The sequence below is a fragment of the Pseudoalteromonas sp. SWXJZ10B genome, assembly GCF_015864475.1.
Lineage (GTDB): Bacteria > Pseudomonadota > Gammaproteobacteria > Enterobacterales > Alteromonadaceae > Pseudoalteromonas > Pseudoalteromonas arctica.
Window position 1 is genome coordinate 94354 of record NZ_JADYXD010000004.1, and the last position, 26528, is coordinate 120881.

Here is a 26528-nt window from a genome sequence, read left to right on the forward strand (position 1 = left end):
AAAGTTGATAACATTTAAACTAGCATTAATATTGTTTTAAATACAAAAAAGCCGCTAGTAAAAACTAACGGCTTTACTTTGTATTACCTTTAGAAGTTGTAACGCATACCAATATTGTAACGTGCGCCTAGCTGTTGTAGGTTCCACAATTGAACTGACGTACGGCCATGTTCGCGGCTGTTTTGTTCAGTAATATTAAGGCCTTCAACAAAAAACGAGAGTTGCTCGCTGTAGTTGTACGCAACATTAAAGTCGATTTGATAATATTCTTCAGTAAAGCCTGGCTCATTTACGTATCGAGCTGCGCTATTTAAAAACTTATCACGCCAGTTGTAAGCAATACGTGCTTGAAAATCATCGTTTTCGTACATTGCTATAAAGTTAGCTGTATCGCTTAAACCCACTAGTGCAAATTGTGTTGTAGTAGGGTCAGCGTTTACATCAAAGTCTATGTCGCCATTAACTGTGGTGTAGTTTGCTTGAACACCAAAACCGCTTTCACCAAAAAAGTGCTGAAAGGCAACTTCAAAACCATCAATGGTGGCATTTTTATTGTTGGTAGGTACTTGCGCTGTAAATTCTAGTAATGGGTCATCGCTGTTAGCAATTACATCGTAGGCGGCTTCAAACTCTTCGTAGGTCATAGAGTCAAAATCAACGTTGTTTTCTGTTGCGGCAACCATTTGAAATAAGTTTGAATCGGTTACTGCAAGTCCGCGAGATTCTAGCTCAGCAATGGCAGCTTGAGCGCGAGGGCCCGCTGTTGCATCGCGTAATCCGTAGTAGTTTTGCGTCATGGGTGTTAAACCAATAAAGTTTTCGATGTCTTTAGTGTAATAACCTACCGACACATAACTTGTTTCTGCAAAGTACCACTCAGCCGATACATCAATATTATCTGATTCAAGCGGCACTAAACCCGGGTTACCCGTTGACGCTGTAGCCGGTGATGAACCCGCTAAAAGAGTAGGGGCGCCTGGTACACCAACCGTCGCTGCTGAACTTAAGTTGTCGTAAGTTGGGCGAGCAATTGTTGTGCTATAAGAAAAACGCGCTTTTACGTTTTCGATTACTTCTATGTCAAAGTCAAAGCTTGGTAAAAAGTGATCGTAGCTAGATTTAAGCGTGAAATCTTCTTTAGCTGAGCCAAAACGAACGTTAAAGTCGTTATTACCTTCCCATGCTACTGCGTTAGGTAAGTCGATATTAGCCGTTGAGGTAATGTCGGTAGACTCTTGGCGTGCGCCAATAACAATGTTGTATGGCATATCGCCAATGTAGCCGTTGTAAGTAAATTGCACAAACGCTGCGGTTATATCTTCTTCAATGGTGCGGTTAGTTGCAAATGCGCCATCGGCTGCAAAGTTAAAGCCGTACTCTTCACCTGCCCAGTAACCAATTTGCGATGCGCTGCCGGTATAACCTTGGTTGAACGAGCCCGATGTATCGTAGTCGTCAAACTCAGCTAAAAAGTTTGTTGGGTTTAGGTAGCCATCAGGTAGTTCGCCTGGGTTTTCTATACCCCAGTTACCCATTGTATTACGTGTAAGTGATTGCAGTGAATGGCTTTCCATAGAGCGAGACTCTATACCAAAGTCAATTGCGCCGTTTTCAATTTCGTATTTACCATGGATTCTAAATTCTGTGATTTCAGACTCTTGGCGAGCAAAGTTAGAATCTAAAATAGACGTACCCACATCAGAGGCATCTAACGTGTTATTACAATTTAAGTTGTCTCGGCGGCAATCATCAAAATCGATACTCATTGATGGCAGTTCGCGGCTAAAATCAACTTCTTGTGCGTTAACTACGTTTGCGCCCAAGCCTGCGTTTACCCAGCTGCCGTAAGGTGCATCTGGTTTGCTAGTGGCTTTTGAATTGTGTGCATCAAACATAAAGCTCAATTCTGAGTTGAAATAGTACTTAACGTTTAAACCAATAGAGTCGTTTTGGTTAACTTGGTTTAGCTCTTGAAACGCTAAACCTAAATCGCGTGTTTGCTGATCGCGACGTTCTTCTCGGTAGTAAATAGGGGTTTTTACTGTGTTATCGTCAAATGTTAGCGCGCTTTTGTAGTTATCCATCCATATTGATTGCTCAGCACGGGCTTCGAATAAATCTTGCTTAGAATATGTGTAATCAAGCGTGGCTGTTAAATCGTCAATAGGGCTGTACTGCAGCGTTAATTGTGCGTTTGTACGAGTACGTTCTCTGTCGGCAATGGTGTAGCGCAAATCTGATGGCATTGAATAAAGCTGGCCAACAGCGGGTGCATTAGTTAAAACAATATCGTCTGCTGCTTGTGGGATTGTGCCGTCAAAAGCAGATGTATTCCATTGATTTACAAACGCACCTGTTGATGAGCTATCGCGCTGTTGCATGCTTGCAGTTAACGAGGCACCAAATTTAGCTTCACTGTCGGTCCAGCTAATTAAGCCCGAAAGCTCAGGTGTTATGTCATCACCAACGCGGTTTGTTGAGTCGTGTAATGCTTTTACGCCAATGCTTGAAACAAAGCCTGGATTGTCGAGCGGGCGAGCGGTATTTATATTAATTGTTGCGCCAATACCACCAGATGCAATACTTGCTTTACCTGTTTTATATACTTCAACCGACTTAACGCTATCAGACGCTAAGTTTGCAAAGTCAAAAGCACGAGAGCTTGGTGTACCACCGCCTGAAGGCAATGAAGCTGCCGGCATAGTTCGACCGTTTAGGGTTACCATATTGTAGTCGGGACCAAAACCACGAACCGTTACTTTAGAGCCTTCACCATTTGAACGATCAATCGACACACCCGTAATACGCTGTAGCGACTCGGCTAAGTTGGTATCGGGGAATTTACCAATATCTTCAGCTGATATAGCATCTACAACACCTGCGGCGTCGCGTTTTAATCGAGTTGACTCTTTAATACTGCTTTTAAAACCAGTAACTTGAATTACTTCAACATCTGTATTTGCTTCTTGTGCATATACAGGTAAAGAGATTGATGCGCCTAAAATCAGAGATAGGCTGGTCGCTATCTTTGTTTTTCTTACAATATGGTTGGACATTCGGTTTCCCTCGCACTTTTATCATTATTATTAACAGCTGTATGGGGCTGTTATTGTGTAATTATAAACATTGTCAAATGTATGGAAGCGCTTCCAGAAAAATTCATTTAACTGAGCTTTGTGGAAGCGCTTCCAGAAATGCTAGTTTAAATTTTAAATAGGGTCAACTATTGTTTTAATAAAATGAGACTAAATTGTTTTTAAAATGTATGTTTTTTAGATTTAATTTTATTTAAATTATAAATTACAGGTGGTTATAAAAAACCGTTTTAAATAGTTGTGTAACAATATTTTATTATAAGAAAACCGGTTATTGATTCATTTAGTTATTTAAACACTTTAATAAGGTGTTTAAATCAGCTTTTAGTAAGGGCTAAAATTAATAAGTAGGCCGTTGGTCACTCAACTAGGACAAAACTTAAATTACTTATTACACTCAGCCATAGACTCAACTTAAAACACTATTTATAGGTATTAATAATTATGAGCAATGTAAAACAAGGGTTAGCTGCAACCGCTTTAATTATGGCGTCGTTTAGTAGTATTGGCGCGCAGCAATGTAGTGATGTAAGTTTGCAAATTTTAGGCTCGGGCGGCCCTGAGCTTAACGATGGTCGCGCATCAACAAGTTACCTTATTTGGCACGAAAATAAAGCCAGAGTGTTAGTTGACGTAGGCTCTGGTGCCAGTATTGGGTTTGATAAAGCAGGTGCAAAATTTAGTGATGTTGATGCCATTTTATTAAGCCATTTACACACTGATCATGCTGGCGATTTACCTAGTTTTATAAAAGGCAGTTACTTTACATCACGCGATAAAACACTTGCGATATTTGGCCCCCAGGGCAACCGTGTAATGGCTTCTACTAATGAATATGCACAAGCGTTACTAGGTAAGCAGGGCGCATTTAGATACTTAAGTGATTACGTAGAAGGTAATGAAAACTACAAATTAGATATTCGTTCTGTTGCACCAAAAAAACAAAATGAATTTAAACAATCACTACAAAGTGATTTGGCTGTTAATGCAATGACAGTTAACCATGGACCTATTCCTGCTTTAGCGTGGAAAGTGAGTATAGCAGGATGCGAACTTGTGTTTGCAGGCGACATGACCGACAAGTTCGGCACATTTACTGACTTTGCTAAAAATGCCGATGTAGTGGTTATGCACAACGCAATTGATGAAAACGCATCAGACGGGGCTAAAAATTTACACATTACCCCAAGTCAAATCACTAAGGTACTAATTGAGGCTGCACCTAAAACGGCGGTTCTATCTCATTTTATGAATCGGTCATTAAAAAATCAGCAATTGTTTAAAAAATCGTTAATTAAATCACTAAAAAGTAACGTAGTTTTTGCAGAAGATGGTTTAAAAATAAACTTATAAAGTATTGCGCATAAGAGTGTTGCGGGTCGCTAGTTTTATCGCTATTTTAAAGGCTCTCTCATAGATGGATTTTATTATGCGCATTAAATTTTTAGCGAGCTTTTATTCTTTCTTCTTGTTTGCACTGTTTGGTTGTGACGACCAAAGCATGGCAATGCAAGATAGCCCTCAGCTAAATAGTAATGCAAGTAACTTACCCTCTGATCTCAAAGTAAACACACCTCCAGCAGCTCAAACAAACGAACCCGCTTTAGTGGTCGGTATGCTTGCAACACATTGTAAAAGTAATGAAGCAGCCTACATTAACGCAAAAATGCATAAAGTTGTGCGTAACCCAGATGAAAGTACAGCCTACAAGTTAGAACCTACCGATAAAGTGCTTTCTATTTGTGTTGCAAAAGATGACTCATCGCTTAGTTATCGATTTGGTAGAGTTAATGACATAGGGCTTGAAAAAGAAGCAACACCGGATGCTCCATTTGGTAGTTACTACAGGCAAGTAGGGCGTATTGGCGAGAGTATTTTATTTTTTAGTAACGGCGAATATCATTATTATATTATTAACTCAGGCGGTATGGGCAGCGGTGTAACCGTTAATGTTTATAAAAACGATACATTAATAACTGAGCTGTTTTCGGGTAATGATCCTTACGATGATTTTGTTATAGCAACCGATTTAAATTTCCCTAAAAAATTGGTTATCGAAAAACAGCCATTTAATAAGCAAATGCAGTAAATAATGACTCCACAGCAGCAAAACGTTATAGAGCAAGGGCATTGGTTTAAAAACCGTAGCGCTTATTTAAAAAGCTTTTTATTAACGCAGGGCAAAACGCTCTCGCTAAAAGCTCAGCAATCATTATTTTTGCGAGGTGATAAGCACGATGGAATTTATGCAGTGCTTAGCGGCGTAGTGCGTATTAGTGGCGTAAGTAACGAAGGCAAAGAAGCCGTATTGAGCTTTATTGATTCATCATTGTGGTTTGGCGAAGTTACCTTGTTTGATGGTGGCCTGCGTACTCATGACGTATATGCACAAACTGATGTTGTGCTTTTTTACGTTCCCCAACGCGAGCTTGAACAGCTATTAAACGAACAGCCACAATATTGGCAAGAGTTTGGTTTATTGTTGGCACAAAAGTTACGCCTAATGTTTACCTCAATGGAAGATCACGCATTACTAAGCGCTGAGCAAAAAGTATGCAATCGACTTTTAATGCTCAGCGAGCATACAGAGCACTTAACACCACTTGTTTTATCTCAGCAGCAACTTGCTGATATGACCTACCTAACGCGCCAAACTATTAATCAAATACTGCAACAGCTTGTTAGCCTACAAGCCATTAGTTTGGGGTATCAACGCATAACTGTTTTAGATAAACAAAAGCTACAAGCGCGTGCTACACAAGCTTAAATAGAGACCGCTTTATTTAGTTGGAACCAAAATTGCTACAGATAATGTAACGCAACAATGGATTTGAGCTAATGACTACAATAACCTTTAAAAATCAATATAGTAATTATAACTCTCCTACAGTAAATAAAGCGGCAGGTCCAAGCGAAGTTGCGGCAACTAATACCCTCCCTAACGTAAAAACAAGTGATACTAAAGGCATTACCTCAGCCCCTAAAGAACTAACGTTTTTAGAAAGTGCTCAAGAAGCGCTGGTTTATCAGCGCTTAGGTGTAAACAAAAACAAAATAGACGAGCTGAAAGCGACAATAGAAGAGCTCATTAAAGAACAGCAAAGTGAGGGCGCAGACCCTAGCGCAATTGCTGATAAAATAGAGGAACTTCAAAAAATGCTTGAGCAAGAGTATCAAAAAGGGCGCGAGCGAACGGATATGAAAGGTGAGCATGAGCCGGGTAAAATAATTTCTGCATTTGTTTAATTTACAAAATGTCGGATACCTGACATTGTTGCTGTGCTTACTTTTGCTAAAGTAAGTTTTATATATAAAAAGAAAGGCAAAACAATGAAAACACTTCAACAGCAACTTGGTAAATATGGTTTATATCATCGTTCTAAGCGCAATGTACTAACGCACTTTTTTGGTATTCCGCTCATTGTATTTGCAGCGTTGTGTTTACTTGCGCGTATTCAAATACCCCTTGGTAGCTTTGTAATTGATGGCGCACAACTTTTTGTATTAGCGTCGGTTGTTTATTATTTTATGCTGAGCTTTTCGCTTGGCTTTATTATGGCCGTGATATTCACTTTACTCCTTGTTGGTGCTCAGCCTATTGCGGCAATGGCATTTTGGCCTTGGTTGAGTATTGGCGTAGGTGTGTTTGTATTTGGCTGGGTACTGCAGTTTATTGGGCACTATTACGAAGGTAAAAAACCAGCGTTTGTAGATGACCTCATTGGCTTAATTATTGGCCCTTTGTACGTAACTGTTGAGCTACTATTTTTAATGGGCTTTTACAAAAAATTAGAAGATGAAGTAAACGCAATAGCAGGCCCTACAAAGGCGTAAAATACTTTACTAAGTACCTTTATAAACCTAATAAATAACAATAAAAGGGCAGATAACGCATGCAATATAATAATAAAACCGTGTGGATCACCGGCGCATCATCAGGTATTGGTAAAGAGCTTGCTATACAATTTGCCGAGCTTGGAGCGCGCGTTATTTTATCGGCGCGCAATGTAGATAAACTAAACGATTTAAAAGCAACGCTTAAAGGCGAAGGGCACTTAGTTGTGCCGCTGGACTTAGCCGAGCCAGAGCATGTACTGAGTACAGTAACAGCAAAAATGAACGAGCTTCCTGCAATTGATATTTTAATTAATAACGGCGGCGTATCGCAGCGCAGTTTATTTTTAGAAAACGACTTTAACGTGTATCGCCAATTAATGGAGGTTAATTACTTTGGCTTAATTGCACTTACTAAAGCTGTATTGCCTACTATGGTGGCAAGGCGCAGTGGCTCAATTGTGTCTATTAGTAGTGTGGCGGGTAAAGTAGGTTCAAAATTTAGAACGGGTTATTCGGGTTCTAAATATGCGGTTGTTGGTTTTATGGATTGCCTACGTGCAGAAGTAGCACAACATAACATTCATTGCTTAACAATTTGCCCAGGCTCTATTAAAACAGCCATTGCGCATAACTCACTAAACGAGCAAGGCATAGCGCAAAATAAACCAGAAGAGTCGATAGAAAATGGCATGGATGTAAGCGTAGCTGCTAAAAAAATGATTAACGCCATTAGTAATAAAAAAGACGAAGTGATTATTGGCAAAGGTTTAAGTGGTTGGGCGCCTACAATTAAGCGCTTTTTTCCTACTTTGTTTAATCGCATTACCGCAAAAACAAACTATAGGTAGCGTCGTTTATTTCAAAGGCGTAAAATGCCGTAAATTTGATCAATTTAGACAAGGATTCTAAATGAAGTATTTATGGGTGAGCCTGTTTTTTATTGTATTAATTTGGTCTGGTATCAACCCAAAAGATCAATTTACATGGCTGCTTGAAGTTATTCCCGCAATTATTGGTTTAGTGCTGCTAGCAAGCACTTATAGCCACTTTAAACTTACCCCTATTTTATACACCTTTATTTTAGCGCATTGTATTGTGCTGATGATTGGCGGGCATTACACCTACGCCGAGGTCCCATTGTTCGATAACCTATTTGGTAGCGAGCGTAATAACTACGACAAAGTAGGGCACTTTTTTCAAGGGTTTGTACCTGCACTACTAGCACGCGAAATTTTACTGCGCAAAAAAGTAGTAAATGGTCGAGGCTGGTTAATCACCTTTGTTATTTCGGTATGTTTGGCATTTAGCGCCTTTTACGAATTAATAGAGTGGTGGGTTGCAGTGTTAAGCGGCGAAAACGCAGAAGCATTTTTAGGCACGCAAGGTTACGTGTGGGATACCCAATCAGATATGGGACTGGCGTTATTTGGGGCTATTTGCTCACTGTTAGTACTTTCAAAAGTACACGACAAACAGCTAAAAAACGTTAAAGATTATCTATAGGCTATAGGAACGTTCTATAGAAATGTTTATAAAAACATTGGTAAAAAAGACTATTAACTTATGACCGCAAACACTAGTGATTACTCAATTAGCACAGACAAAAGCAAACTTAACTTTAACGTTATTTATAACTTTATTGCTAATAGCTATTGGGCCAAAGGCATTCCTAAAAGCGTGATGCAATCAGCTATTGATAACTCAATGTGCTTTGGTGTTTACAGCGCTCATAACGAACAAGTTGGCTTTGCCCGAGTAGTGACAGATAAAGCAACCTTTGCCTATTTAGCCGATGTATTTATTACCCCGCACTTGCAAGGTAATGGGCTGAGTAAGTTACTCATTAAAACGATAGTAGAGCACCCTGAACTACAAGGGCTCAGGCGCTTTTTATTAGCGACTTCTGATGCACATGGTCTTTATGCACAATACGGGTTTAAACCAATAGATAACCCCGCAATGCTAATGCAAATAAATCCTGAGAATGTGTATGGTAAAAATAATAGTGAGGTCTATTAAGAGAGGGAAGAGCATGTACCGTCTGAAGTGCTAGCTAGCTAGCAAGCCACGCGAACATTTGATAAATATAATTAAATGTCCAAGCAAGTATCCCAGCCCCAGTTTTTAATACATTACTCAAACCAAAAATAGCTTCTACGACAGTAATTACAGTTAACCCAAGGATTAAATTGTTAGTTCTAGTTTGGAGTAGTTGTTGCTGGCTTTGGCAATAATAGTCATGCCACCATTCATTTTCTTTGTATTTTTCATCAACATCATGATCTCGATGATGCTGATAGGTCATTATTGTTTCTTTTTCACTGTCGGGAATCAATGAGCAACTTGTCTCTATAGAGCCCTCGTGCCATAAAGTATACCTATCAAAGTAAAACTCGTATTCTTCTTCTGGGTTAAGTGGCTTAATTTTAGGGTGGTTCTGCGCATCTTGGCCTAGCCGTGTTGGTTGATGCATCATTCTAAATTTAGAAATACTAGCGCCAGAAAATGCTGTACTTCCTATATTTTTAACTCTTAATCCATATTTAAAAGGTTCATTTTGAATCAAAAAAGGGTATTTACCTCTGAACCATTTTTGGTTGAGTGGTTTATGAATAAACTGAAGCCGAAGGTTAACTTCAACTTTTTCAATTTCTTTTTTTGTTGATTCCAAAATTTACTTCCTTGAATTAGTAATAGTCACAATGTAACAATATACATTGCTAGCTAACGAGCCTGTAGATTAACTCGTTTTTTATTTGTTTTTATTGATAAATAAACCATAGCTGAGTTCCTATTTTGGTTCAATCGATTACTGTATTTTTACACAGAATATTAAAAAGTGTTTAGTGTGGGTTTTATTCTTGTTTTGGAAGGAGTTACGGGTGTTTCAGTGGCTTTATTTTGGCTAAATTTAAGATGGATGTAACTATAATTCTATATTTTTTGAAACATTGAGCTGCCGCTAAAAACGCCAGCGATAACGCAGGTAACTGCTTATAAGTACACTTGTTGTGTAAGCATATTAAAAAAGGTGGTTTAGGGATGGTGGAAGCTGTAAAGCGAGGTCACTAATTATTTACTAAACGCATCTTCCTATTTTTAAAACAGGACAGACACGTTTAATACGAATTTACTTGGCTTTTTTAGCCTCAAGAACTTCTATTTCACTCCAGATATTTTCGGCTTCTGCGCTTAACATGGCGTAACTTTTAATATCGCCTTTACGCTGTGCTTGCATACCTTGCTCTAACTTTGCGTCGTACTCTTTGCGTAATTTTTTTGTTGGATCTGATTTAAATATCGAAAACATGGTGACTCTCTTAAATTAATAGCAGTTATAGTACTAATATACGCTACAAAGGGATAACTGGTTCTTTTAGTGGCAAGGCGTTTACCTTATTAAATAAGACAAACGCTGTATTCATTATACTTTGATGTTTAAGGGGGTTACGTTTGCGGTTCTAGGCGTTTAATACCTTGTCCATCAATACCTAAATAAATAAAACCATCACTGCCTTGGGCTAAGCTGCGTACTCTGCCTATTCCATCGAGTATTTTATGTTGCTTAACAACCTTACCTTTTGAGAGCTCCAGTGCGCTAATGAATGCAAATTTCATTGATGCTAGTAATAGCTTACCTTTAAGCTTTGGGTATTTATCACTCGTTACATACAACATATCGGAAGGGGCAATTGAAGGGGTCCAATGTAATACGGGCGATTGCATGCCGTCTTTCTCTTTAAGGTCTGTAAACTTGGTACCGCTGTAGTTAACGCCATAGCTTACTAAAGGCCATCCGTAGTTAGCGCCTTTTTTTATAATATTAAGTTCATCGCCGCCGCGTGGCCCGTGTTCGTGAGACCATAAAATATTGTTTTGATTATCAAACCACATGCCTTGTGGATTACGGTGCCCATAAGACCATGCCGCATGTTTTGCATCTTTTTGTTTAACAAACGGATTGTCGCTTGGGGTACGGCCATCATCGTGTAAGCGATAAATTTTACCGCCGTCCCGCGTGAGATCTTGCGGGTTTATGTCGCGCGCGCCGCGATCGCCAATTGAAAAATAAACATAACCTTCATCATCAAACACAATACGGCTGCCGTAGTGCTGGCCTTTGGTACTATTATGCTCGCCTTTGTATAGCAATTGCTGATCAGACAACTGCGTGTGATCGTCACTTAGCTTGGCGCGCATTAAGGCGGTGTTACTTCCGCTTCCTTTGCCTTCACTACTTGAGTAACTAAAGTACAGCCATTGGTTTTGCTTACTATCGGTGTGTAGTGCTAAATCAAGCAATCCACCTTGGCCATTAGCTTCAATGTTGGGCAGCCCTGAAACCTTAGCTAACGTAGTTGTATTTTTAGGTAATAAAAATAACGTTCCACTGCGCTCAGATATTAGCAAGTCACCATTAGCTAAAGGCTCAATAGCCCAAGGTATAACCACACCTTCTGCCGCTGTTACTGCGTTAACGCTAAGCGATAAAGTATCGAGCTGTTTATAGTTTTTTACGAAATCGCTTTTTGCATGCGCGGGTGCGTTAATAGCAAATACAGCAACGGCTAAGCCTGCACTTATTAGTTTAGGGAGTGTGTTATGTGACATTAAATTTATCATTATGGCTTCCAAAATTAATCCAATCTTACATAACCTTAACATGGCATAAATAAATTTGTTAAGTGTTGAGTTGAATGAAAAACACACACTTATATTTTATACGATGATCTTTTAACAGGAAATTGTTTTAGTAATTAGCGCTAATAAAAAATTGAATAATTACTCTATTGGGGTTGAAAACTAAAAATTTCAGCGTACACTTGTGCGCTGAAGTTTGAGCGTACACGTGTAAGTTCAAACGTTAAGTATTTTACGATCCAAGAGATTAATAGTGATGATAATTAAAGTATTAAACCAATTTTCAAAATGGTTTTTACACCATCAAAGTTTTGCAGGCTACATAGAGCCAATAATGCAGGTGTTTAAACCTGCGTGGCGTGCAGGGCAGTTTAGAGCGCAAGTAGTTAATACGGCTGTGCTTGATGGCGGTTTTTTAAGTGTGCAACTTAAGCCAAGCAAACATTGGCAGGCGCATACGTCAGGGCAGCATATAAGTTTAACGCTTGAAATTAATGGGCGATTATTAACACGCGTTTTTACCGTGGCCTCAAGCGCTCAGCAATTTAAAAATACAGGTTTGGTGCGCTTACTAATCAAAACAAATGCGCAAGGGCGCTTTACAGGCTTACTTAGTAGCGCATTAAAAGCGGGGTTGTGGTGCAATATTTCTGCGCCAAGCGGCGACTTTGTATTTAAAAACACACACACGCCAGCCACTTTTTTTGCCGGCGGCTCAGGTATAACACCTATGCTAGCTATGCTTGATGATTACTTAAGCCAAACTACGCAAAAAGTGTCGTTGGTGTATTACGCAAAAGCCACTGAGCATCAATGTGTTGATGAGCTAAGTGAGTTTGCGGCGCGTTTTGAGCATTTTTCGTTTTTATTATTAACGCGCGAGCAAGCAAGCGATATAACCAGCAATATTAAGCCGTGGGAAAACCCAGACATTTACTGCTGCGGCCCTGCGCAATTTATGCAAACGGTGAGCGATTTTGCTAAAACGCATAAGCTAAATTACTACCAAGAAGCCTTTGGTTTGGCGCTGCCTAGCTTAAACGACGACAGCCAATTTAATGTAAAAATTAACGCCAGTGCCCATGTTGTATCGGGCAACGATGTTTTACTACCTCAGTTTGAAGCAAAACAATTGCCGGTTAAACGCGGTTGCGGCATTGGTATTTGTCATCAATGCCAATGTATTAAAAAGTCAGGCGTGGTACGTAATTTAAAAACAGGTGAATTGAGTGACAACGGCGAGCAGTTAATACAACTTTGCGTAAGCCAACCTGTTAGTGATTTGGAGTTACAATTATGAAAAACATTGACTATGACATGCTCGCAAGCGAGTTAGATGCCATTAAAATGGACACCCTTGGCAAAGTAGGCCAACAAGATGCCGACTATATTCGCTCTGTTGTGCGCAAACAGCGAGTGTGTGAATGGAGCGGGCGAATTTTGCTAATGCTCGGTTTTATTCAGCCACTATTGTGGGTTGCAGGCGTGCTGCTATTAGCGCTTGCTAAAATTTTAGACAATATGGAAATTGGCCACAATGTAATGCATGGTCAATACGATTGGATGAACGACAAGCAACTCAACTCACAACATTATGAGTGGGACATAGCGTGCGATGGGCAAAGTTGGCATCGCGTTCATAACTTTGAACACCATACGTATACTAATATTATTGGTAAAGACAGAGACTTTGGTTATGGCTTGTTGCGTTTAAGCGATGATTTTAAGTGGCGTTTTAAAAATGTATGGCAGTTTTTTACGTATATTAATTTAAGTGTGTTATTTCAGTGGGGCGTGTCGTATCACGAGTTGGCTGCAGAGCGTGTTTTTATTGGTAAAAAGAAAGAAAACCGCGAAGGGCTTGTATCGCACTCTACATTAAAGCAGCGCTTTTTTAGTAAAGGCGCTCGCCAGTTAATTAAAGATTATGCGATATTTCCGTTACTTGCAGGGCCTTTATTTTTATGGGTATTGGCCGGTAATTTAGTAGCCAACTTAATCCGTAATTTATGGACATCGACCATAATATTTTGTGGTCACTTTACTGAAGAAACGCAAACTTTTAAACAAGAAGACTGCGTAAACGAAACCCAAGGGCAGTGGTATTACCGCCAAGTACTGGGTTCGTCTAATATTAAAGGGCCGCATTGGTTTCATGTTTTAACAGGGCATTTGAGCTGTCAAATAGAGCATCATTTATTTCCTGATATGCCGTCTTCGCGCTATCAAGAAGTAGCGCCTCAAGTACAAGCTGTTTTGAAAAAACACGGTATTGATTATCATACAGGTGGTTTTTTTAGACAGTATACGTCGGTGTTAAAACGTATTATTAAATATTCGTTTAAATAAACATGTTTTAATTAACGAATGAAAAAATCGGTCTGTGTAACTACACTGACCGATTTTTTTGTTTATTGCACTCAATACGGTTGATTAGTAAACAGCACTTGCAAAAATTTCTCATAGTTAATTAAAAAAGCCTTACTTTAGCTATGGTTAAATAGCGTGTGATTGTCATACAATGGAGGAAAATAGACCACACAAGAGAGATTAAAATGGCCGCATTTGGTACCGTGTTTATGCCGCAGATGATTCAAGCTCGTTTTTCTGATAATAAATGGAGCGAGAGCTCAATTGTCCCTTCCGATAAACTTGAACTTCATGCTGGTGCGCACGTTCTTCATTATTCAAGTACATGTTTTGAAGGCTTAAAAGCCTTTCGCCATGAAGATGGTTCTGTTTATCTTTTTAGAATGGATGCAAATATTGCACGCATGCAACAAAGCTCAGCGCTATTAAGCTTACCGAGTTTTGACAGTGATATGCTAAAAACGATGATTATCGATATTATGCGCGAATACGCAGATGAAACGCCATTACCGCCGGGCTCCATGTATATTCGCCCAACGCACATTGGTACTGAGGCGGCAATTGGTAAAGCAGCTGCGCCATCAATGAGCTCGCTTTTATACACGTTACTATCGCCAGTAGGTGATTACTTTGCCGGTGGTGCAACTGCACTGCGTGTATTGCTTGAAGAAGATGGTATGCGCTGCGCTCCGCACATGGGTATGGTAAAAAGTGGTGGTAACTACGCCAGTGCACTAGCACCTATTAGTGCTGCACGTATAAAGTACCAAGCAGATCAAATTTTATTTTGCCCAGGTGGCGACGTACAAGAAACCGGTGCTGCTAACTTTATACTTATTGATGGCAACGAAATTATTACTAAAGCGCTCGATAGCACGTTTTTACATGGTGTAACGCGTAATAGTATTTTAACCATAGCCAAAGATTTAGGTATGACGGTAAGCGAGCGTAACTTTAGCGTTACTGAGCTACTAGAGCGTGCTGCTAAACCAGGTACTGAAGCGGCGCTTTCGGGCACTGCAGCTGTACTAACTGCTGTGGGTACATTTATTCATAACGATAAAGAATACAAAGTAGGTACTGGCGAGCCAGGCCCAACGACTGCGCGCCTTCGCCAAGCATTGAACGATATTCAATGGGGTAAAAGTGAAGACAAGCACGGCTGGTTAACTAAAATCTAATTATAGATTTAATAGCAACTCGCATTAAAAAGCCACCTAATCGGTGGCTTTTGTGTGTTTGGTTACTTTAAGCTGTGCTTATTAGAACTTCATTTCTATTTTACCGTACACGTAGCGTCCGTTAAATCCATACGGCGAGAAGCTAGAGTAAGCAAATAAACGTGAGAAGGTGGTTACATCGTCAACATTTTCACGGGTTGCATCTGGGTAAACATCAAAAATGTTATTAGCCCCTAAGCTCAGCGATACGGTTTCGCTAAGCGAGTAGGCTACATCTAAGTCGGTGATCCATTTTGGTTTTAGCACTTCATTTAGTTCAGCCGTTGATGATGGATCTTGAGTTTCACCGTAACGCGTAGTTCTAAGCGTGGTACGTATATCGTCGTTAGTCCATGTTGCGCTTAAGTTGTACTTATTACGTGGTGTGCTTACTTCAAAACGACGCAACTCAGTGCCTGAAAACAAGTTGTCTTGATCGAACCCTGCGCCTTGTAGCTCAGCTGGTGGGTCAATTATATCGGTAACTTCATTTTTACCGTAGTTATAACCTAAGTTAAAGGCAACATCGCCGTAACCATCGGTTGCTACATTATAAGAAGCTACAACATCAACACCACGGGTTTTACTGTCAATTGCGTTTAAGAAGAAACGACCTTGGTTAGCGCCTGTACCTTCAAGAAGTTGCTCAATAGCAGCGCCCGATAAGTTGTTTGATAGCACAATGCGGTCATCAATTAATATTTGGTAGTAATCAACCGATAAGCTGAAATTAAAGTCGGTAGACCATGTAAAACCAACGCCGTAGTTTGTTGCTTCTTCAGCATCAAGACCTGGTGAGCCCAGTGCTTTTGCTACATCGCTGCTTGGTGCGAACGTACCAGTTTCGGTTGGTTCGCCATCAACAAATACAGTGGCTACTGAGGTAAAGTATTGCTGCTGCAAAGAAGGTGCTCTAAAACCAGTAGATACTGAGGCGCGTAGTGCTAGGTCTTCAGTTAATGAATAACGAGTTGCAATTTTACCGTTAAGTGTATCGCCAAAGTCCGAGTAATCTTCATAACGGGCGGCAACCGCTAAATTCCAATCGTCGGTTAGGTAGGTTTCAAGGTCTATATACAAGCTCACGTTGTGGCGGCTATTGTCGCCCTCAGATTCGGGTGTAAACCCCGGGAATACTTGTGCGCCCGCTGCGCCAAATGGGCCATCAATTGGGTCGGTTACTGCGCCTCCTGGGCCAAATGTACCTTGTGCATATGATGCTTCTTCGCCTGCATCTATTTGGTATCCTTCGCGGCGATACTCAGCACCTACAGCTACGTTTACAGAGCTTTCTAAAAAGCTGACGTCTACCTCGCGGCTAAAATCAACGTTTAAAGTAAGTTGATCGTAGGTAAGTGTTCCTGCATCAAAGCTTGTTTGGCTAGTAGGGCCATATGAGGTATTTAAGCTATTTATAACACCAAACTCAAATGCATCTTGACCATATACGGCCGATACATCGTAATTCCATTCACTTACAAAACCTTTAGCGCCAAGTGCCAGTGAAAAGTCATCTATATCTGAGGTAATAACAGGTAAAAAGCCATCAGGGTATACTTCTTCTATATTACGGCTATCGCTTGCACGGCGATAAAACCCGCCGCCTTCGCCTTCACGTTTGCTGTAAGAGCCAAACGAATATAAGTCGACTTCGTTTGTTAACTGGTAACCTGCGTTATAAAACATTGAAAAATCTTCAACATCGCCATTACCAAAGTTATGGTTATATCGATTTACGGTAAGTTCACGTGGGTCAAGCGCGCCATCTACTGATCCGTCATCTATGCGTGCGTAGTTTTCACGTTGGTCGTAGTCTGAGCGGTTAGTTGAATGGCGGTCGCGGTATTCTGTTGAGATGTTTAAAAAGCCATTATCGCCAAGCTCAAAACCCATATTACCTTGCAGCGTTAATGTTTGACCATCGGTTAAAGAGCGATCGCCCCCTTCGGTAAATGCTAAATTACCATCACTGCCTTCAGATACTGATTTTAGCTGTGGTACACCGTCCATTTCGGTTACGTTAGCACCATATATAGCCGCAACTGAACCACCGCTGCTGGCACTTTTAAGTACAATATTAATAACACCAGCTATAGCGTCAGAGCCATATTGCGCTGCTGCACCATCGCGTAATACTTCAATACGGGCAATAGCATTTGCAGGTATCGCATTTAAGTCAACCGATGATGAACCACGACCCGTTGAGCCATTTAAGTTAAGTAATGCGTTGCTGTGGCGGCGCTTACCATTAACAAGCACTAAGGTGTGATCGGGTGCTAAGCCACGAAGCTGAGCGGGACGTACATGGTCGCTGCCATCAGTAAGTGATGCTTGTGGGAAGTTAAAGCTGGGTAATAAACTGCTAAGCAGGGCATTCGTTTCAGTAAAGCCTGAGTTTTTAAGTGCATCTGCACCAATTATATCGATGGGTACTGCGCTGTCTTCTACTGTACGGCCTAATCGGCGAGAGCCAATTACGCTTATTTGTTCGATGTTTTCTTCTGCTTTAGTGTCTTGCTCTGCAGCATTTACGCAGAGCGAACCAAGTAGTGCAGCAGACGCGCTCATTGCGAGTAATATTTGTGGTACCGATTGCTGTAATTTAAATAACGGTTTTCTATTCATGCTGTATTTCCCCATACCCATTGAATTATTTTAGTTTTGTACAAAAAAATTAAATTTTTTGTTACCTAGAACATATACTTAATTAACAAAGTCAGTCAATTGAATAACATTCAATTAATTTAGGTGTTTTTATAATTACATTTGATTGTTTTTTATAATGACCATTGTTTTAGTTATATAGCGAAGGTGACTGCTAAGTAATTGATGGGTAATGAATTATATTCAAAAGTTAAATTTAACGTTTAATTAACTGGTAAGATGAGATTGATGGTTTTAACTAATTACGAGTATGAAGGCGTTTCTATTGGGCTGTGACTAGGTGGGTATTAAGTTACAAGTATTACTAAAAAAGAAAAAGATAAAGCCACTCATCAAATGTTAATTAAATTAACATTTGATGGGCGTTTTATATTTTATGTCCTATTTATTAGAACCTATACTTTAAAACATGAAACAATTTTGTTTTTATAAGTAATTAGTATAAAAAAGAGTGCTAAAAATAGTGTTAAAATTTAATTTTTCCAACAAGCATATCTTTAAACATTACCCAATCTCCCCACAAACTGTAAAAAGGGTGTTTAAAAGTAGCTGGGCGGTTTTTTTCAAAAAAGAAATGCCCGACCCACGCAAACCCATATCCAATAACAGGTAATAGCCACAATAGACTGTATTGTTGTTTTATTAATGCCATTGCGATTACAGCAAGAACAAGGGTGCTTCCTATAAAATGTAAGCGGCGGCAAATCACATTGCGATGTTCTTTTAAATAATAAGGGTAGAAGGCTTTAAAGCTTTTAAACGTGGGGTTTGTACTTTGCATAGTGTGCTCTTTTATTGTTTTTTATTTTAATGAGGGTTGTGCTATTAAAGCGTAAGTTTACATTTGTTTACAGCGATAAATGGCGCTTAACGCATCTAAATAGACAAAAGGGCTAAAAGTTAATAACTTAGGCGCACTATTAATAAATAAGAATGGAACTCAGGATGTTTAAACACACTCTAGCATGTGCTGTAATTGTAGCGCTTAGCGGCTGTTCAGAGCCAACTAATACGGTAACTCAAGAAGAAGTAAAAGCACCAATGAAGCAAGTTAATGCAGTTATATACCCAGAAACAAAAAAAGGCGATATCGTAGATACCTACTTTGAAGAAGCGGTTAGCGACCCATATCGTTGGCTTGAAGATGATATGAGCGACGAAACTGCCGATTGGGTTAAAACGCAAAACAATTTAACGTTTTCTTATTTAGAACAAATTCCTTATCGCGATAAGTTAAAGCAGCGCCTTGAAAAACTAATGAACTACGAAAAAATAGGCGCTCCTTTTACTGAAGGCGATTACACCTATTTTTATAAAAACGATGGCCTGCAAAATCAATATGTTTTGTACCGCAGTAAAGATGGTGGCGACGTTGAAGTATTTTTAGATCCAAACAAGTTTAGTGAAGATGGTACGACGTCTATGTCGGGTTTATCGTTTTCAAAAGATGGGTCATTACTCGCGTATCAAATATCTGAAGGCGGCAGCGATTGGCGCAAAATTATAGTTATTGATGCACATACTAAAGAACCTGTTGAAGAAGCGCTTGTTGACGTTAAATTTAGCGGCATAGAGTGGCTAGGTAACGAAGGTTTTTATTATTCAAGTTACGACAAACCTAAAGGCAGTGAGCTTTCGGCTAAAACAGATCAGCATAAAGCGTATTACCATAAACTAGGTACAGCTCAGTCTGCTGATAGTGTTGTATTTGGTGAAACTGATGCGCAAAAACATCGCTACGTTGGCGCTGATGTAACACATGATGGCCATTACTTACTTATTTCGGCAAGTACGTCTACCTCAGGCAATAAGCTGTTTATAAAAGACTTAACAAAGCAAAACAGTGAGTTTGTAACGGTTGTTGGAAATACCGATTCAGATACATCAGTGATTGATAACGAAGGCAGCAAGCTGTTTTTAGTTACTAACCTTAATGCGCCAAACAAAAAAGTAGTGACGGTTGATGCAAGTAACCCAAGCCCAGAAAATTGGGTTGATTTAATTCCTGAAACCAAAAACGTACTAAACCTTACAAAAGGCGGCGATACCTTTTTTGCCAACTACATGGTTGATGCGATTTCGCAGGTAAAACAATACAACAAAAAAGGCGAGCTAATTCGCGAAATTACATTACCAGGCGTGGGTACTGCACGTGGTTTTGGCGGTAAAAAAGATCAAACAACGCTTTATTATTCGTTCACTAACTACAAAACACCAGGTACTACTTATACGTTTGATGTAGCTACGGGTGAATCGGGTGTTTATCGTAAGTCGGCTATTGATTTTAATAGCGATGATTACACGTCTGAGCAGGTGTTTTACACATCAAAAGACGGTACTAAAATACCGATGGTAATTACTTATAAAACAGGCATTAAGCTTGATGGTTCAAACCCTACAATTTTATACGGTTACGGTGGTTTTAATATTAGTTTAACGCCAAGCTTTAGCCCCGTTAATGCTGTATGGCTTGAGCAAGGTGGTGTGTATGCCGTTGCTAATATTCGCGGTGGTGGTGAGTACGGTAAAGACTGGCACAATGCCGGCACTAAATTGCAAAAGCAAAATGTGTTTGACGACTTTATTGCGGCTGCTGAGTATTTAAAAGATAAAAAGTACACGTCTAAAAAGCGCTTAGCACTTCGCGGTGGATCTAATGGTGGCTTGTTAGTTGGTGCAGTGATGACGCAGCGCCCAGACTTATTTCAGGTGGCTCTACCTGCTGTAGGCGTACTTGATATGCTACGCTACCATACATTCACTGCGGGCGCTGGTTGGGCATACGACTACGGTACCAGTGAGCAAAGCAAAGAAATGTTTGAATACATTAAAGGTTATTCACCACTTCATAATGTAAAAGCAGGTGTTGAGTATCCAGCTACTATGATCACAACTGGCGATCATGATGACCGCGTTGTCCCTTCACATTCGTTTAAGTTTGCAGCTGAGCTTCAAGCAAAGCAAACGGGTAATAATCCAACGCTTATTCGCATAGAAACAAATGCAGGGCATGGCGCAGGTACTCCAACGAGTAAAACAATTGAGCAGTACGCCGATATATTTGGTTTTACGCTATATAACATGGGCGTAAAGTCGTTATAAAAGCGCTTTAACTAAATAGCTAACTTTAATAGCTGAGCAAAAAGGCCGAGTAAATTTAATTTACTCGGCCTTTTTAATGTTTGCTAGTTTTATATTACTTACGTCTATTGGTATTGCTACTGTATAGGTGAAAACAATCGTTGATACGTTTTATAAGCGTATTCGTCGGTCATTCCGCTCAAATAATCGCAAATTATGCGCATCCCTTGATTTTGTTTTTCGGCTTCTATGTATTGTGCTTGTGTAGTTTCGGGCAATAAACGCAGCGGATCGCTAGCAAACGCCGTAAATAACTCAATTAGTAAGTTTTGGCCTTTAAATTCTATTTGCTGCATTTCGGGGTCGCGTATTAAACGTTGAAACACAAAATGCTTAAGTATTTGCAATACACTGTCGTATTGGGCATCTAATTTAGCGGTGTACTTTAAAATAGGGCATTCAAAGGCATCGTTTTGAATATCTAAATGTATATGAATAATAAAGGTATTAACCAGCTCACCTATGGCATCTTTTCGCTCATAATCATTTTTTGAAAACAAGCGCTGGGTCAGCGATTCAAGCATGGTGTTTAACCAGTCAAAGTTTAGTGCTTTTAAATGAGGTAGAGCATGAGTTTGCCAATCGTCTAATGTAAGTACATGTGTTGCAATGGCATCTTCTAAGTCGTGTACCGCATACGCTATATCGTCGGCGTGTTCCATTATGGCGCTGTCGAGCGATTTATACGTTGTTTTAGCGCGGTACTTATCAATAGCGGCATGTTTACCTAACAATGTTTTATCGTTTTGACTTAGTGGTTCTACTATCCAATTGAATATGGCTGCATCGTCGTTGTACAACCCTTTGGCAGGTCGCCAATCATCTGCTTTTATAAATGCACGACCGGTTGTATCGTTGGGAATGGTATGCCAAAGCGTATTAATAAACGCGGGGTATTTTATAAAACCTAATAAAGTACGACGAGTTAGGTTCATACCGTGCCCGTTACTGTAGGGCTCAAGTTTTGCAACTATGCGCAGTGTTTGTGCGTTACCTTCAAAACCACCGTGATCGCGCATCATGTAATTTAGCGCTATTTCGCCACCATGGCCAAAGGGTGGATGGCCAATATCGTGCGCCAAACACAGTGTTTCTAGCAGTCCGGTTGATGGAAAGTGCGTAAAGTCGCTATGTTGCGCTTTTAAGTGGCGCAATATGCCAGTACCAATTTGCGATACTTCTAAAGAGTGGGTAAGGCGAGTGCGATAAAAGTCGTTTAGGCCAATACCCATAATTTGGGTTTTTGCTTGCAAACGCCTAAATGCAGCGGCATGAATAATACGCGAACGATCGACCTGCCACGGCGAGCGATTATCGTTAGGACGATGTTTATATTGCTCTATTATTCGGCTTTGCCATTGTTTATCCATACTGCTTACTCACACATCGTTAATATTATTAAACTTTGCTCAGTATACCCATGGACTTATAAATTGCGAATGAACAAATGCACTACATAGGCTCTGTTTTATCTAAAACCCAAATACACTGCTGAAAATTCAACCGTAAAAGGTCATCAAACCCCAGTTATTCGCGTTTATAAAGTGGCTTAGGTATAATGCGCCTTCGTATGCTTGTGTATAAACCATGCATAACTAAGTTTAATAGAGAGAATAGATGTTAAAAACGATTTTTAAGCTTTTACTAACCGTGTTTTTTGTATGGGCGCTTGCATATCCGTTTATACAAAATGATGATGTTGAACTAGATGAGCAAACGTCAGAACAACCAAAAAAAGTGAAGAAAAAAGAAAAACCACTACATAATGTAAAACTGCCAAAGTTTTCAGAATTTAGTGATGTTAAAGAAAAAAAACATGCATTTTTTAGCTTTATTCGTCCGCACGTTGAAGCTGAAAATAAAAAAATATTACAGCAACGCGCTAAGCTCGAAATAGCACGCATGATGTTACAAAACGAATTACCTTTAGAAAAAAAGCAAAACAAAGATATTGCTAAAATTTTAAAGTCGTATGACTTACCAACCACGGTTGATACGCTAATACTTACGCAAGCATTGCGCCGTGTTGATGTAATTCCTAAAGAATTAGCGCTTATGCAAGCTGCAAACGAATCTGCATGGGGCACTTCGCGTTTTGCACGTATTGGCCTTAACTTTTTTGGTCAGTGGTGCTACACAAAAGGTTGTGGCATGGTGCCAAAACGCCGTAATACCGGGGCTGCGCACGAAGTTGCTGCGTTTAAATCGGTAAGAGCTGCTATAAACTCTTACTTTAAAAACATAAATACGCATCCTGCTTATAAAGATTTGCGCGCAATACGTGAAAACTTACGTCTTGAGCAAAAACCAATTTTAGCGACTGAACTTACACATGGTTTAATGTCTTACTCTGAGCGCGGTGAAGCGTATATAGAAGAGTTAAACACGATGATTAGCCAAAATAGAGCCTACTTTGATGAATAAATACATTTTTAATTGTACCAACGCTATTGTGTTAGTACTGCTGAGCATTAGTGCGTTTAATGTAAATGCGAGAGAATTTGTGATGTCGTATGACGGTTTTTACGACCGCTTAAAAATTGTTAACAAAGGCGATTTTCAATATGCGCGAGTTAACTTTTACATTAGTGATATTGGTACTAATGAAACATGTGCGATTAAAAGCGGTACTATTTTAACCGAAAGAAACGAGTATCCACTTAACTTTACCGATAAAGCACAATTACTATTGCCGTTCGATAAGCAGCTTGATACCGATAAAGCGGTTATTGTAGTAGAGCCGCTCAATCCTGTGCACGATTGCCAATTAAAGTTACAAATAGAAGCAAACGAACTTGAAGGTTTAGCATTTTCAAAGCAGTCGTTATATACCATTAACGAAGAACTTGATGAACTATTAACTGATTTGTCGGGCTTTTTTGTAAGTAAATTAATGTGGTTTTTATTACCAGAGCAAAAGGGCGTAGCAGTTACATTTAAAAGCCCAATGCAATTTGATGATGAAAATATAACGTGTGAAAAGTCAGTGTGTTATTTTGCAGTTGAAGATAGCTGGGAAGATGATAGCGCAGTGCTTGGCGATATATCGAACGTTATTAAAGTAACGCCTTGGATTGTTAAGTAGCTCACATACAAAAAGCGGCATTTAGCCGCTTTTTTTGTACCAAAATCAGTACTCGTTTTTAGCCTTTAGTTTTTATTTAATAAGTGGTGCTGATGAATCGCGCTGCATTAAAGTGGGTTCAAAAAAACGATTTATAACGAGGTTTTTATTTTGATATACGTCTTTAAGTACTAATTTAGCAGCCATTTCGCCCATTTTCCCGACCGGATTATCTATGGTCGTGAGTGTAGGGTATAGGTAGTTTGCAAAAATAACGTTATCAAATCCAACAATCGATAAATCAATTGGTAAGTTATAACCGTGCTCTCGTGCATACTTCATGGCACCGGAGGCCATTTCGTCATTGGCGCATACCAGTGCAGTAAAGCTAAGTTTTTCATCAATAAAATGTTTTAAGCCTTTACTACCGCCAGTTTCGTTAAAGTCGCCAATATAATAAAGCGTAGGATCAAATTTAACACCAGCCTCTGTAAGCGCTTGTTTGTGACCTTCTAAGCGGTTGAAAGCATCGGCTTTAAACTGCGGGCCTGCAATATACGCTATTTGTGTATGGCCTTGATTTAATATCGATTTAGTGGCTAGGTAACCACCTAATTGATTATCTAGACTGATACAGTTGTCTTTTAGTTGCTCTACGTAACGGCTCATTAAGTAAACGGGTGTAGAGCCTTGGCTTAGTTTTATTAGGTAGTCGTCTGAGACGGCTTCTACGTGCAAAATAATGGCATCGCAGCGTCTGCTAATTAAAAACTCAATGCCTTCTTGTTCTTTGTCTTCTTCACTGTGTCCGGTGGTAATAATAACGTGTTTACCCGCAGCACGAAGCTCTGACTCAATACCTGCCATCATTTGGGCAAAGAAAGGACCATGTAACTCAGACACTAAAATACCGACACTGTTAGTACAGTTAGAGGCTAAAGATTGCGCTATTGAATTAGGCTTGTAGCCAAGCTGCGCCATAGCATCAAGCACTTTTTGTTTAGTTTTATCGCTTACACGGGTATTTTTGTTCATCACGCGAGAAACGGTGGCTAACGATACGCCCGCAAGCTCTGAGACTTGATAAATTGTTGCCATGTTATTTGTTCACTCGCTTATCCTTAACTACTTCGGCTAAATAATACCTTAGAGTATATATCTTAACTAGCTGTTAGTTTAGATTGAATATTTTCAACAACCTGATTAGTCAGTGTATATTTTTTCATTATGTAGGCAACAAATAATGAGCCAAAAGCAGGTAGTACAGTGAATGACAGTAAAATACCGTGTTGGGTATCAAGAGTTTGTACTGCATCGGCCTGATAACTGTAAAAAGATAACAACCAGCCTGCAATTGCGCCGCCTACAGCCACGCCCATCTTAATAAAAAATATAACGCCTGAATAAACCAAACCCGTAATGCGTACACCTGTTTTTTCATGCCCGTAATCTATGGTGTCGGCCATTTTTGCCCACAACAACGGGGTTGCCATATCTAAAAAGAATTTCCATAAAATAAAGGCAGTAAATGCGAGTACTAATTGATCTTTACTAATAAAGTAACTAAAACCACAAATAGCGGCGGCAATAACTTGTAAGCTTATGTAGGCCTTTATTTTACAAAAGCGCTTTGCAAGTGGTTGAGCTAAAGCACAACCTACCATGCTGGCTGCAACACCTAGCGTCATAAATAAAGTGATTAAATCGTCTCGACCTAAATAGTACTTTACGTAGTAAACAGCAAGCGTAAGCCTTAATACTTGCCCGGTAAGTAAAAAGAATGCAGCTAAGCAAAGTGTTCGCCATTGATCGTTTTTAATTAATGCTTTAACACTTTGGGCAAAAGGAATGTTTTGCTCTTTAGGCTGTTGTATACGCTCTTTTGTACCTAAAAAACAAAGTAAAAACAGTACAAGGCCTAAAATACTCATTGCTGTCATTGTGTATTGATAGCCCTTGGCTGCATCGCCTTGGCCAAAATACTCAACCATTGGCATAGTGCAACCCGCTACAATAACACCACCTAACATACCAAATACAAACCGATAAGACTGAATGGTTACGCGCTCTTTTGCGTCGCTTGTAAGTACGCCACCTAAAGCACAATACGGAATATTAATAGCGGTGTAGACAACCATAAGCAGAGTGTAAGTAGTAAAGGCATAAATTATTTTATCGGTGCCTTCTAAATCGGGTGTAGTGAACGCTAAAATACTAATAATGGCAAAGGGAAGGGCAAGCCACAGTAAATAGGGGCGAAAGTGCCCCCAGCGCGTATGTGTTTTGTCAGCAAGGTTGCCCATTAACGGGTCGGTTACGGCATCAAAAATACGCACTGCTAAAAACATAGTACCTACAACAGCAGGCGATAAACCCACTACGTCTGTGTAGTACAGCATTAAAAACATCATAACTGTTTGAAAAATAATATTACTGGCGGTGTCGCCTAAGCCATACGCTATTTTTTCTTTTACACTGACCATGATTGTTTATCCC

Annotated in this window: 23 protein-coding genes; 14 read left to right on the forward strand and 9 right to left on the reverse strand. The window is 39.7% G+C overall.

Going from position 1 to position 26528, the window contains the following annotated elements; all coding sequences use genetic code 11:
* Positions 1-89 precede the first annotated feature (89 nt).
* Positions 90-3056 (reverse strand): TonB-dependent receptor, encoded by a 2967-nt coding sequence (locus tag I6F54_RS05455; protein WP_197140142.1) that lies wholly within the window; start codon positions 3054-3056, stop codon positions 90-92.
* A 483-nt stretch (positions 3057-3539) separates the two neighbouring features.
* On the opposite strand from I6F54_RS05455, the gene I6F54_RS05460 reads away from it, so the two are divergent.
* From I6F54_RS05460 to I6F54_RS05495, 8 genes are all read left to right on the forward strand, one after another.
* Positions 3540-4448, forward strand: coding sequence for an MBL fold metallo-hydrolase (locus I6F54_RS05460; protein ID WP_197140144.1), 909 nt, complete (start codon positions 3540-3542; stop codon positions 4446-4448).
* Positions 4449-4512: 64 nt separating this feature from the next.
* Positions 4513-5184, forward strand: a complete 672-nt coding sequence (locus I6F54_RS05465; protein WP_007583329.1) for a hypothetical protein — start codon at positions 4513-4515, stop codon at positions 5182-5184.
* A gap of 3 nt (positions 5185-5187) precedes the next feature.
* Positions 5188-5862: a Crp/Fnr family transcriptional regulator gene (locus I6F54_RS05470; RefSeq protein ID WP_010553509.1), complete on the forward strand. Its 675-nt coding sequence runs from the start codon at positions 5188-5190 to the stop codon at positions 5860-5862.
* A 71-nt stretch (positions 5863-5933) separates the two neighbouring features.
* Positions 5934-6341 (forward strand): hypothetical protein, encoded by a 408-nt coding sequence (locus I6F54_RS05475; protein WP_197140146.1) that lies wholly within the window; start codon positions 5934-5936, stop codon positions 6339-6341.
* Positions 6342-6425: 84 nt separating this feature from the next.
* Entirely contained in the window at positions 6426-6929 is a 504-nt protein-coding gene (locus I6F54_RS05480) for an Mpo1 family 2-hydroxy fatty acid dioxygenase (RefSeq protein WP_197140148.1), read from the forward strand.
* Between the two features lie 59 nt (positions 6930-6988).
* Positions 6989-7780 (forward strand): SDR family oxidoreductase, encoded by a 792-nt coding sequence (locus I6F54_RS05485; RefSeq protein ID WP_197140150.1) that lies wholly within the window; start codon positions 6989-6991, stop codon positions 7778-7780.
* A 61-nt stretch (positions 7781-7841) separates the two neighbouring features.
* Positions 7842-8435, forward strand: coding sequence for a DUF2238 domain-containing protein (locus tag I6F54_RS05490; RefSeq protein WP_197140152.1), 594 nt, complete (start codon positions 7842-7844; stop codon positions 8433-8435).
* 60 nt (positions 8436-8495) lie between these two features.
* The gene (locus I6F54_RS05495) at positions 8496-8951 is read left to right on the forward strand and encodes a GNAT family N-acetyltransferase (RefSeq protein ID WP_197140154.1); all 456 of its coding nucleotides are present in this window, start codon (positions 8496-8498) and stop codon (positions 8949-8951) included.
* Between the two features lie 34 nt (positions 8952-8985).
* Here the strand turns inward: I6F54_RS05495 and I6F54_RS05500 are convergent, their stop codons facing one another.
* The 3 genes from I6F54_RS05500 to I6F54_RS05510 form a co-directional block, all read right to left on the reverse strand.
* A complete protein-coding gene (locus I6F54_RS05500) occupies positions 8986-9603 on the reverse strand; it encodes a hypothetical protein (protein WP_197140156.1) in 618 nt (205 codons plus the stop codon).
* A gap of 459 nt (positions 9604-10062) precedes the next feature.
* Positions 10063-10242, reverse strand: a complete 180-nt coding sequence (locus I6F54_RS05505) for a DUF6435 family protein (RefSeq protein ID WP_197140158.1) — start codon at positions 10240-10242, stop codon at positions 10063-10065.
* Positions 10243-10379: 137 nt separating this feature from the next.
* Entirely contained in the window at positions 10380-11555 is a 1176-nt protein-coding gene (locus tag I6F54_RS05510) for a PQQ-dependent sugar dehydrogenase (protein WP_197140160.1), read from the reverse strand.
* 274 nt (positions 11556-11829) lie between these two features.
* Between I6F54_RS05510 and I6F54_RS05515 the strand changes: the two genes are divergently transcribed.
* The 3 genes from I6F54_RS05515 (at position 11830) to I6F54_RS05525 (ending at position 15124) form a co-directional block, all read left to right on the forward strand.
* Positions 11830-12873, forward strand: coding sequence for a flavin reductase family protein (locus tag I6F54_RS05515; RefSeq protein WP_197140342.1), 1044 nt, complete (start codon positions 11830-11832; stop codon positions 12871-12873).
* Positions 12870-13922: a fatty acid desaturase family protein gene (locus I6F54_RS05520; protein ID WP_197140162.1), complete on the forward strand. Its 1053-nt coding sequence runs from the start codon at positions 12870-12872 to the stop codon at positions 13920-13922. Before I6F54_RS05515 ends, I6F54_RS05520 begins: the two co-directional genes overlap by 4 nt.
* A 200-nt stretch (positions 13923-14122) precedes the next feature.
* Complete coding sequence (locus I6F54_RS05525; RefSeq protein WP_272941825.1) at positions 14123-15124, forward strand: branched-chain amino acid aminotransferase; 1002 nt, start codon at positions 14123-14125, stop codon at positions 15122-15124.
* Between the two features lie 81 nt (positions 15125-15205).
* Here the strand turns inward: I6F54_RS05525 and I6F54_RS05530 are convergent, their stop codons facing one another.
* Positions 15206-17788 (reverse strand): TonB-dependent receptor plug domain-containing protein, encoded by a 2583-nt coding sequence (locus tag I6F54_RS05530; RefSeq protein ID WP_197140164.1) that lies wholly within the window; start codon positions 17786-17788, stop codon positions 15206-15208.
* A gap of 505 nt (positions 17789-18293) precedes the next feature.
* Positions 18294-18608, reverse strand: a complete 315-nt coding sequence (locus I6F54_RS05535) for a DUF962 domain-containing protein (RefSeq protein ID WP_165741976.1) — start codon at positions 18606-18608, stop codon at positions 18294-18296.
* A 164-nt stretch (positions 18609-18772) separates the two neighbouring features.
* Here I6F54_RS05535 and I6F54_RS05540 point away from each other — a divergent pair, with 164 nt between their 5' ends.
* On the forward strand, positions 18773-20929 hold the full coding sequence (locus I6F54_RS05540) for a prolyl oligopeptidase family serine peptidase (protein WP_197140166.1): 2157 nt from the start codon (positions 18773-18775) through the stop codon (positions 20927-20929).
* 116 nt (positions 20930-21045) lie between these two features.
* Here the strand turns inward: I6F54_RS05540 and I6F54_RS05545 are convergent, their stop codons facing one another.
* Entirely contained in the window at positions 21046-22338 is a 1293-nt protein-coding gene (locus I6F54_RS05545; RefSeq protein ID WP_197140168.1) for an anti-phage deoxyguanosine triphosphatase, read from the reverse strand.
* Between the two features lie 247 nt (positions 22339-22585).
* On the opposite strand from I6F54_RS05545, the gene I6F54_RS05550 reads away from it, so the two are divergent.
* Both I6F54_RS05550 and I6F54_RS05555 read left to right on the forward strand, forming a co-directional pair.
* On the forward strand, positions 22586-23392 hold the full coding sequence (locus I6F54_RS05550) for a glucosaminidase domain-containing protein (RefSeq protein WP_165740759.1): 807 nt from the start codon (positions 22586-22588) through the stop codon (positions 23390-23392).
* Positions 23385-24053 (forward strand): DUF2987 domain-containing protein, encoded by a 669-nt coding sequence (locus I6F54_RS05555; protein ID WP_007585308.1) that lies wholly within the window; start codon positions 23385-23387, stop codon positions 24051-24053. The genes I6F54_RS05550 and I6F54_RS05555 overlap by 8 nt, the downstream gene beginning before the upstream one ends.
* A 72-nt stretch (positions 24054-24125) precedes the next feature.
* On the opposite strand, the gene I6F54_RS05560 is transcribed toward I6F54_RS05555, so the two are convergent.
* Both I6F54_RS05560 and I6F54_RS05565 read right to left on the reverse strand, forming a co-directional pair.
* Entirely contained in the window at positions 24126-25130 is a 1005-nt protein-coding gene (locus I6F54_RS05560) for a LacI family DNA-binding transcriptional regulator (RefSeq protein WP_010552528.1), read from the reverse strand.
* A gap of 62 nt (positions 25131-25192) precedes the next feature.
* Positions 25193-26515 (reverse strand): glycoside-pentoside-hexuronide (GPH):cation symporter, encoded by a 1323-nt coding sequence (locus tag I6F54_RS05565; RefSeq protein ID WP_165727734.1) that lies wholly within the window; start codon positions 26513-26515, stop codon positions 25193-25195.
* Positions 26516-26528: the final 13 nt, after the last annotated feature.

What these genes read in the sequence shown, in the direction of transcription:
- I6F54_RS05545 (WP_197140168.1), bottom strand. Translation starts at nt 22,338, where the DNA reads ATGGATAAACAATGGCAAAGCCGAATAATAGAGCAATATAAACATCGT.
- I6F54_RS05510 (WP_197140160.1), bottom strand. Translation starts at nt 11,555, where the DNA reads ATGATAAATTTAATGTCACATAACACACTCCCTAAACTAATAAGTGCA.
- I6F54_RS05535 (WP_165741976.1), bottom strand. Translation starts at nt 18,608, where the DNA reads ATGCAAAGTACAAACCCCACGTTTAAAAGCTTTAAAGCCTTCTACCCT.
- I6F54_RS05540 (WP_197140166.1), top strand. Translation starts at nt 18,773, where the DNA reads ATGTTTAAACACACTCTAGCATGTGCTGTAATTGTAGCGCTTAGCGGC.
- I6F54_RS05460 (WP_197140144.1), top strand. Translation starts at nt 3,540, where the DNA reads ATGAGCAATGTAAAACAAGGGTTAGCTGCAACCGCTTTAATTATGGCG.
- I6F54_RS05455 (WP_197140142.1), bottom strand. Translation starts at nt 3,056, where the DNA reads ATGTCCAACCATATTGTAAGAAAAACAAAGATAGCGACCAGCCTATCT.
- I6F54_RS05515 (WP_197140342.1), top strand. Translation starts at nt 11,830, where the DNA reads ATGATAATTAAAGTATTAAACCAATTTTCAAAATGGTTTTTACACCAT.
- I6F54_RS05505 (WP_197140158.1), bottom strand. Translation starts at nt 10,242, where the DNA reads ATGTTTTCGATATTTAAATCAGATCCAACAAAAAAATTACGCAAAGAG.
- I6F54_RS05530 (WP_197140164.1), bottom strand. Translation starts at nt 17,788, where the DNA reads ATGAATAGAAAACCGTTATTTAAATTACAGCAATCGGTACCACAAATA.
- I6F54_RS05475 (WP_197140146.1), top strand. Translation starts at nt 5,934, where the DNA reads ATGACTACAATAACCTTTAAAAATCAATATAGTAATTATAACTCTCCT.
- I6F54_RS05550 (WP_165740759.1), top strand. Translation starts at nt 22,586, where the DNA reads ATGTTAAAAACGATTTTTAAGCTTTTACTAACCGTGTTTTTTGTATGG.
- I6F54_RS05485 (WP_197140150.1), top strand. Translation starts at nt 6,989, where the DNA reads ATGCAATATAATAATAAAACCGTGTGGATCACCGGCGCATCATCAGGT.
- I6F54_RS05465 (WP_007583329.1), top strand. Translation starts at nt 4,513, where the DNA reads ATGGATTTTATTATGCGCATTAAATTTTTAGCGAGCTTTTATTCTTTC.
- I6F54_RS05480 (WP_197140148.1), top strand. Translation starts at nt 6,426, where the DNA reads ATGAAAACACTTCAACAGCAACTTGGTAAATATGGTTTATATCATCGT.
- I6F54_RS05490 (WP_197140152.1), top strand. Translation starts at nt 7,842, where the DNA reads ATGAAGTATTTATGGGTGAGCCTGTTTTTTATTGTATTAATTTGGTCT.
- I6F54_RS05565 (WP_165727734.1), bottom strand. Translation starts at nt 26,515, where the DNA reads ATGGTCAGTGTAAAAGAAAAAATAGCGTATGGCTTAGGCGACACCGCC.
- I6F54_RS05470 (WP_010553509.1), top strand. Translation starts at nt 5,188, where the DNA reads ATGACTCCACAGCAGCAAAACGTTATAGAGCAAGGGCATTGGTTTAAA.
- I6F54_RS05520 (WP_197140162.1), top strand. Translation starts at nt 12,870, where the DNA reads ATGAAAAACATTGACTATGACATGCTCGCAAGCGAGTTAGATGCCATT.
- I6F54_RS05560 (WP_010552528.1), bottom strand. Translation starts at nt 25,130, where the DNA reads ATGGCAACAATTTATCAAGTCTCAGAGCTTGCGGGCGTATCGTTAGCC.
- I6F54_RS05495 (WP_197140154.1), top strand. Translation starts at nt 8,496, where the DNA reads ATGACCGCAAACACTAGTGATTACTCAATTAGCACAGACAAAAGCAAA.
- I6F54_RS05555 (WP_007585308.1), top strand. Translation starts at nt 23,385, where the DNA reads ATGAATAAATACATTTTTAATTGTACCAACGCTATTGTGTTAGTACTG.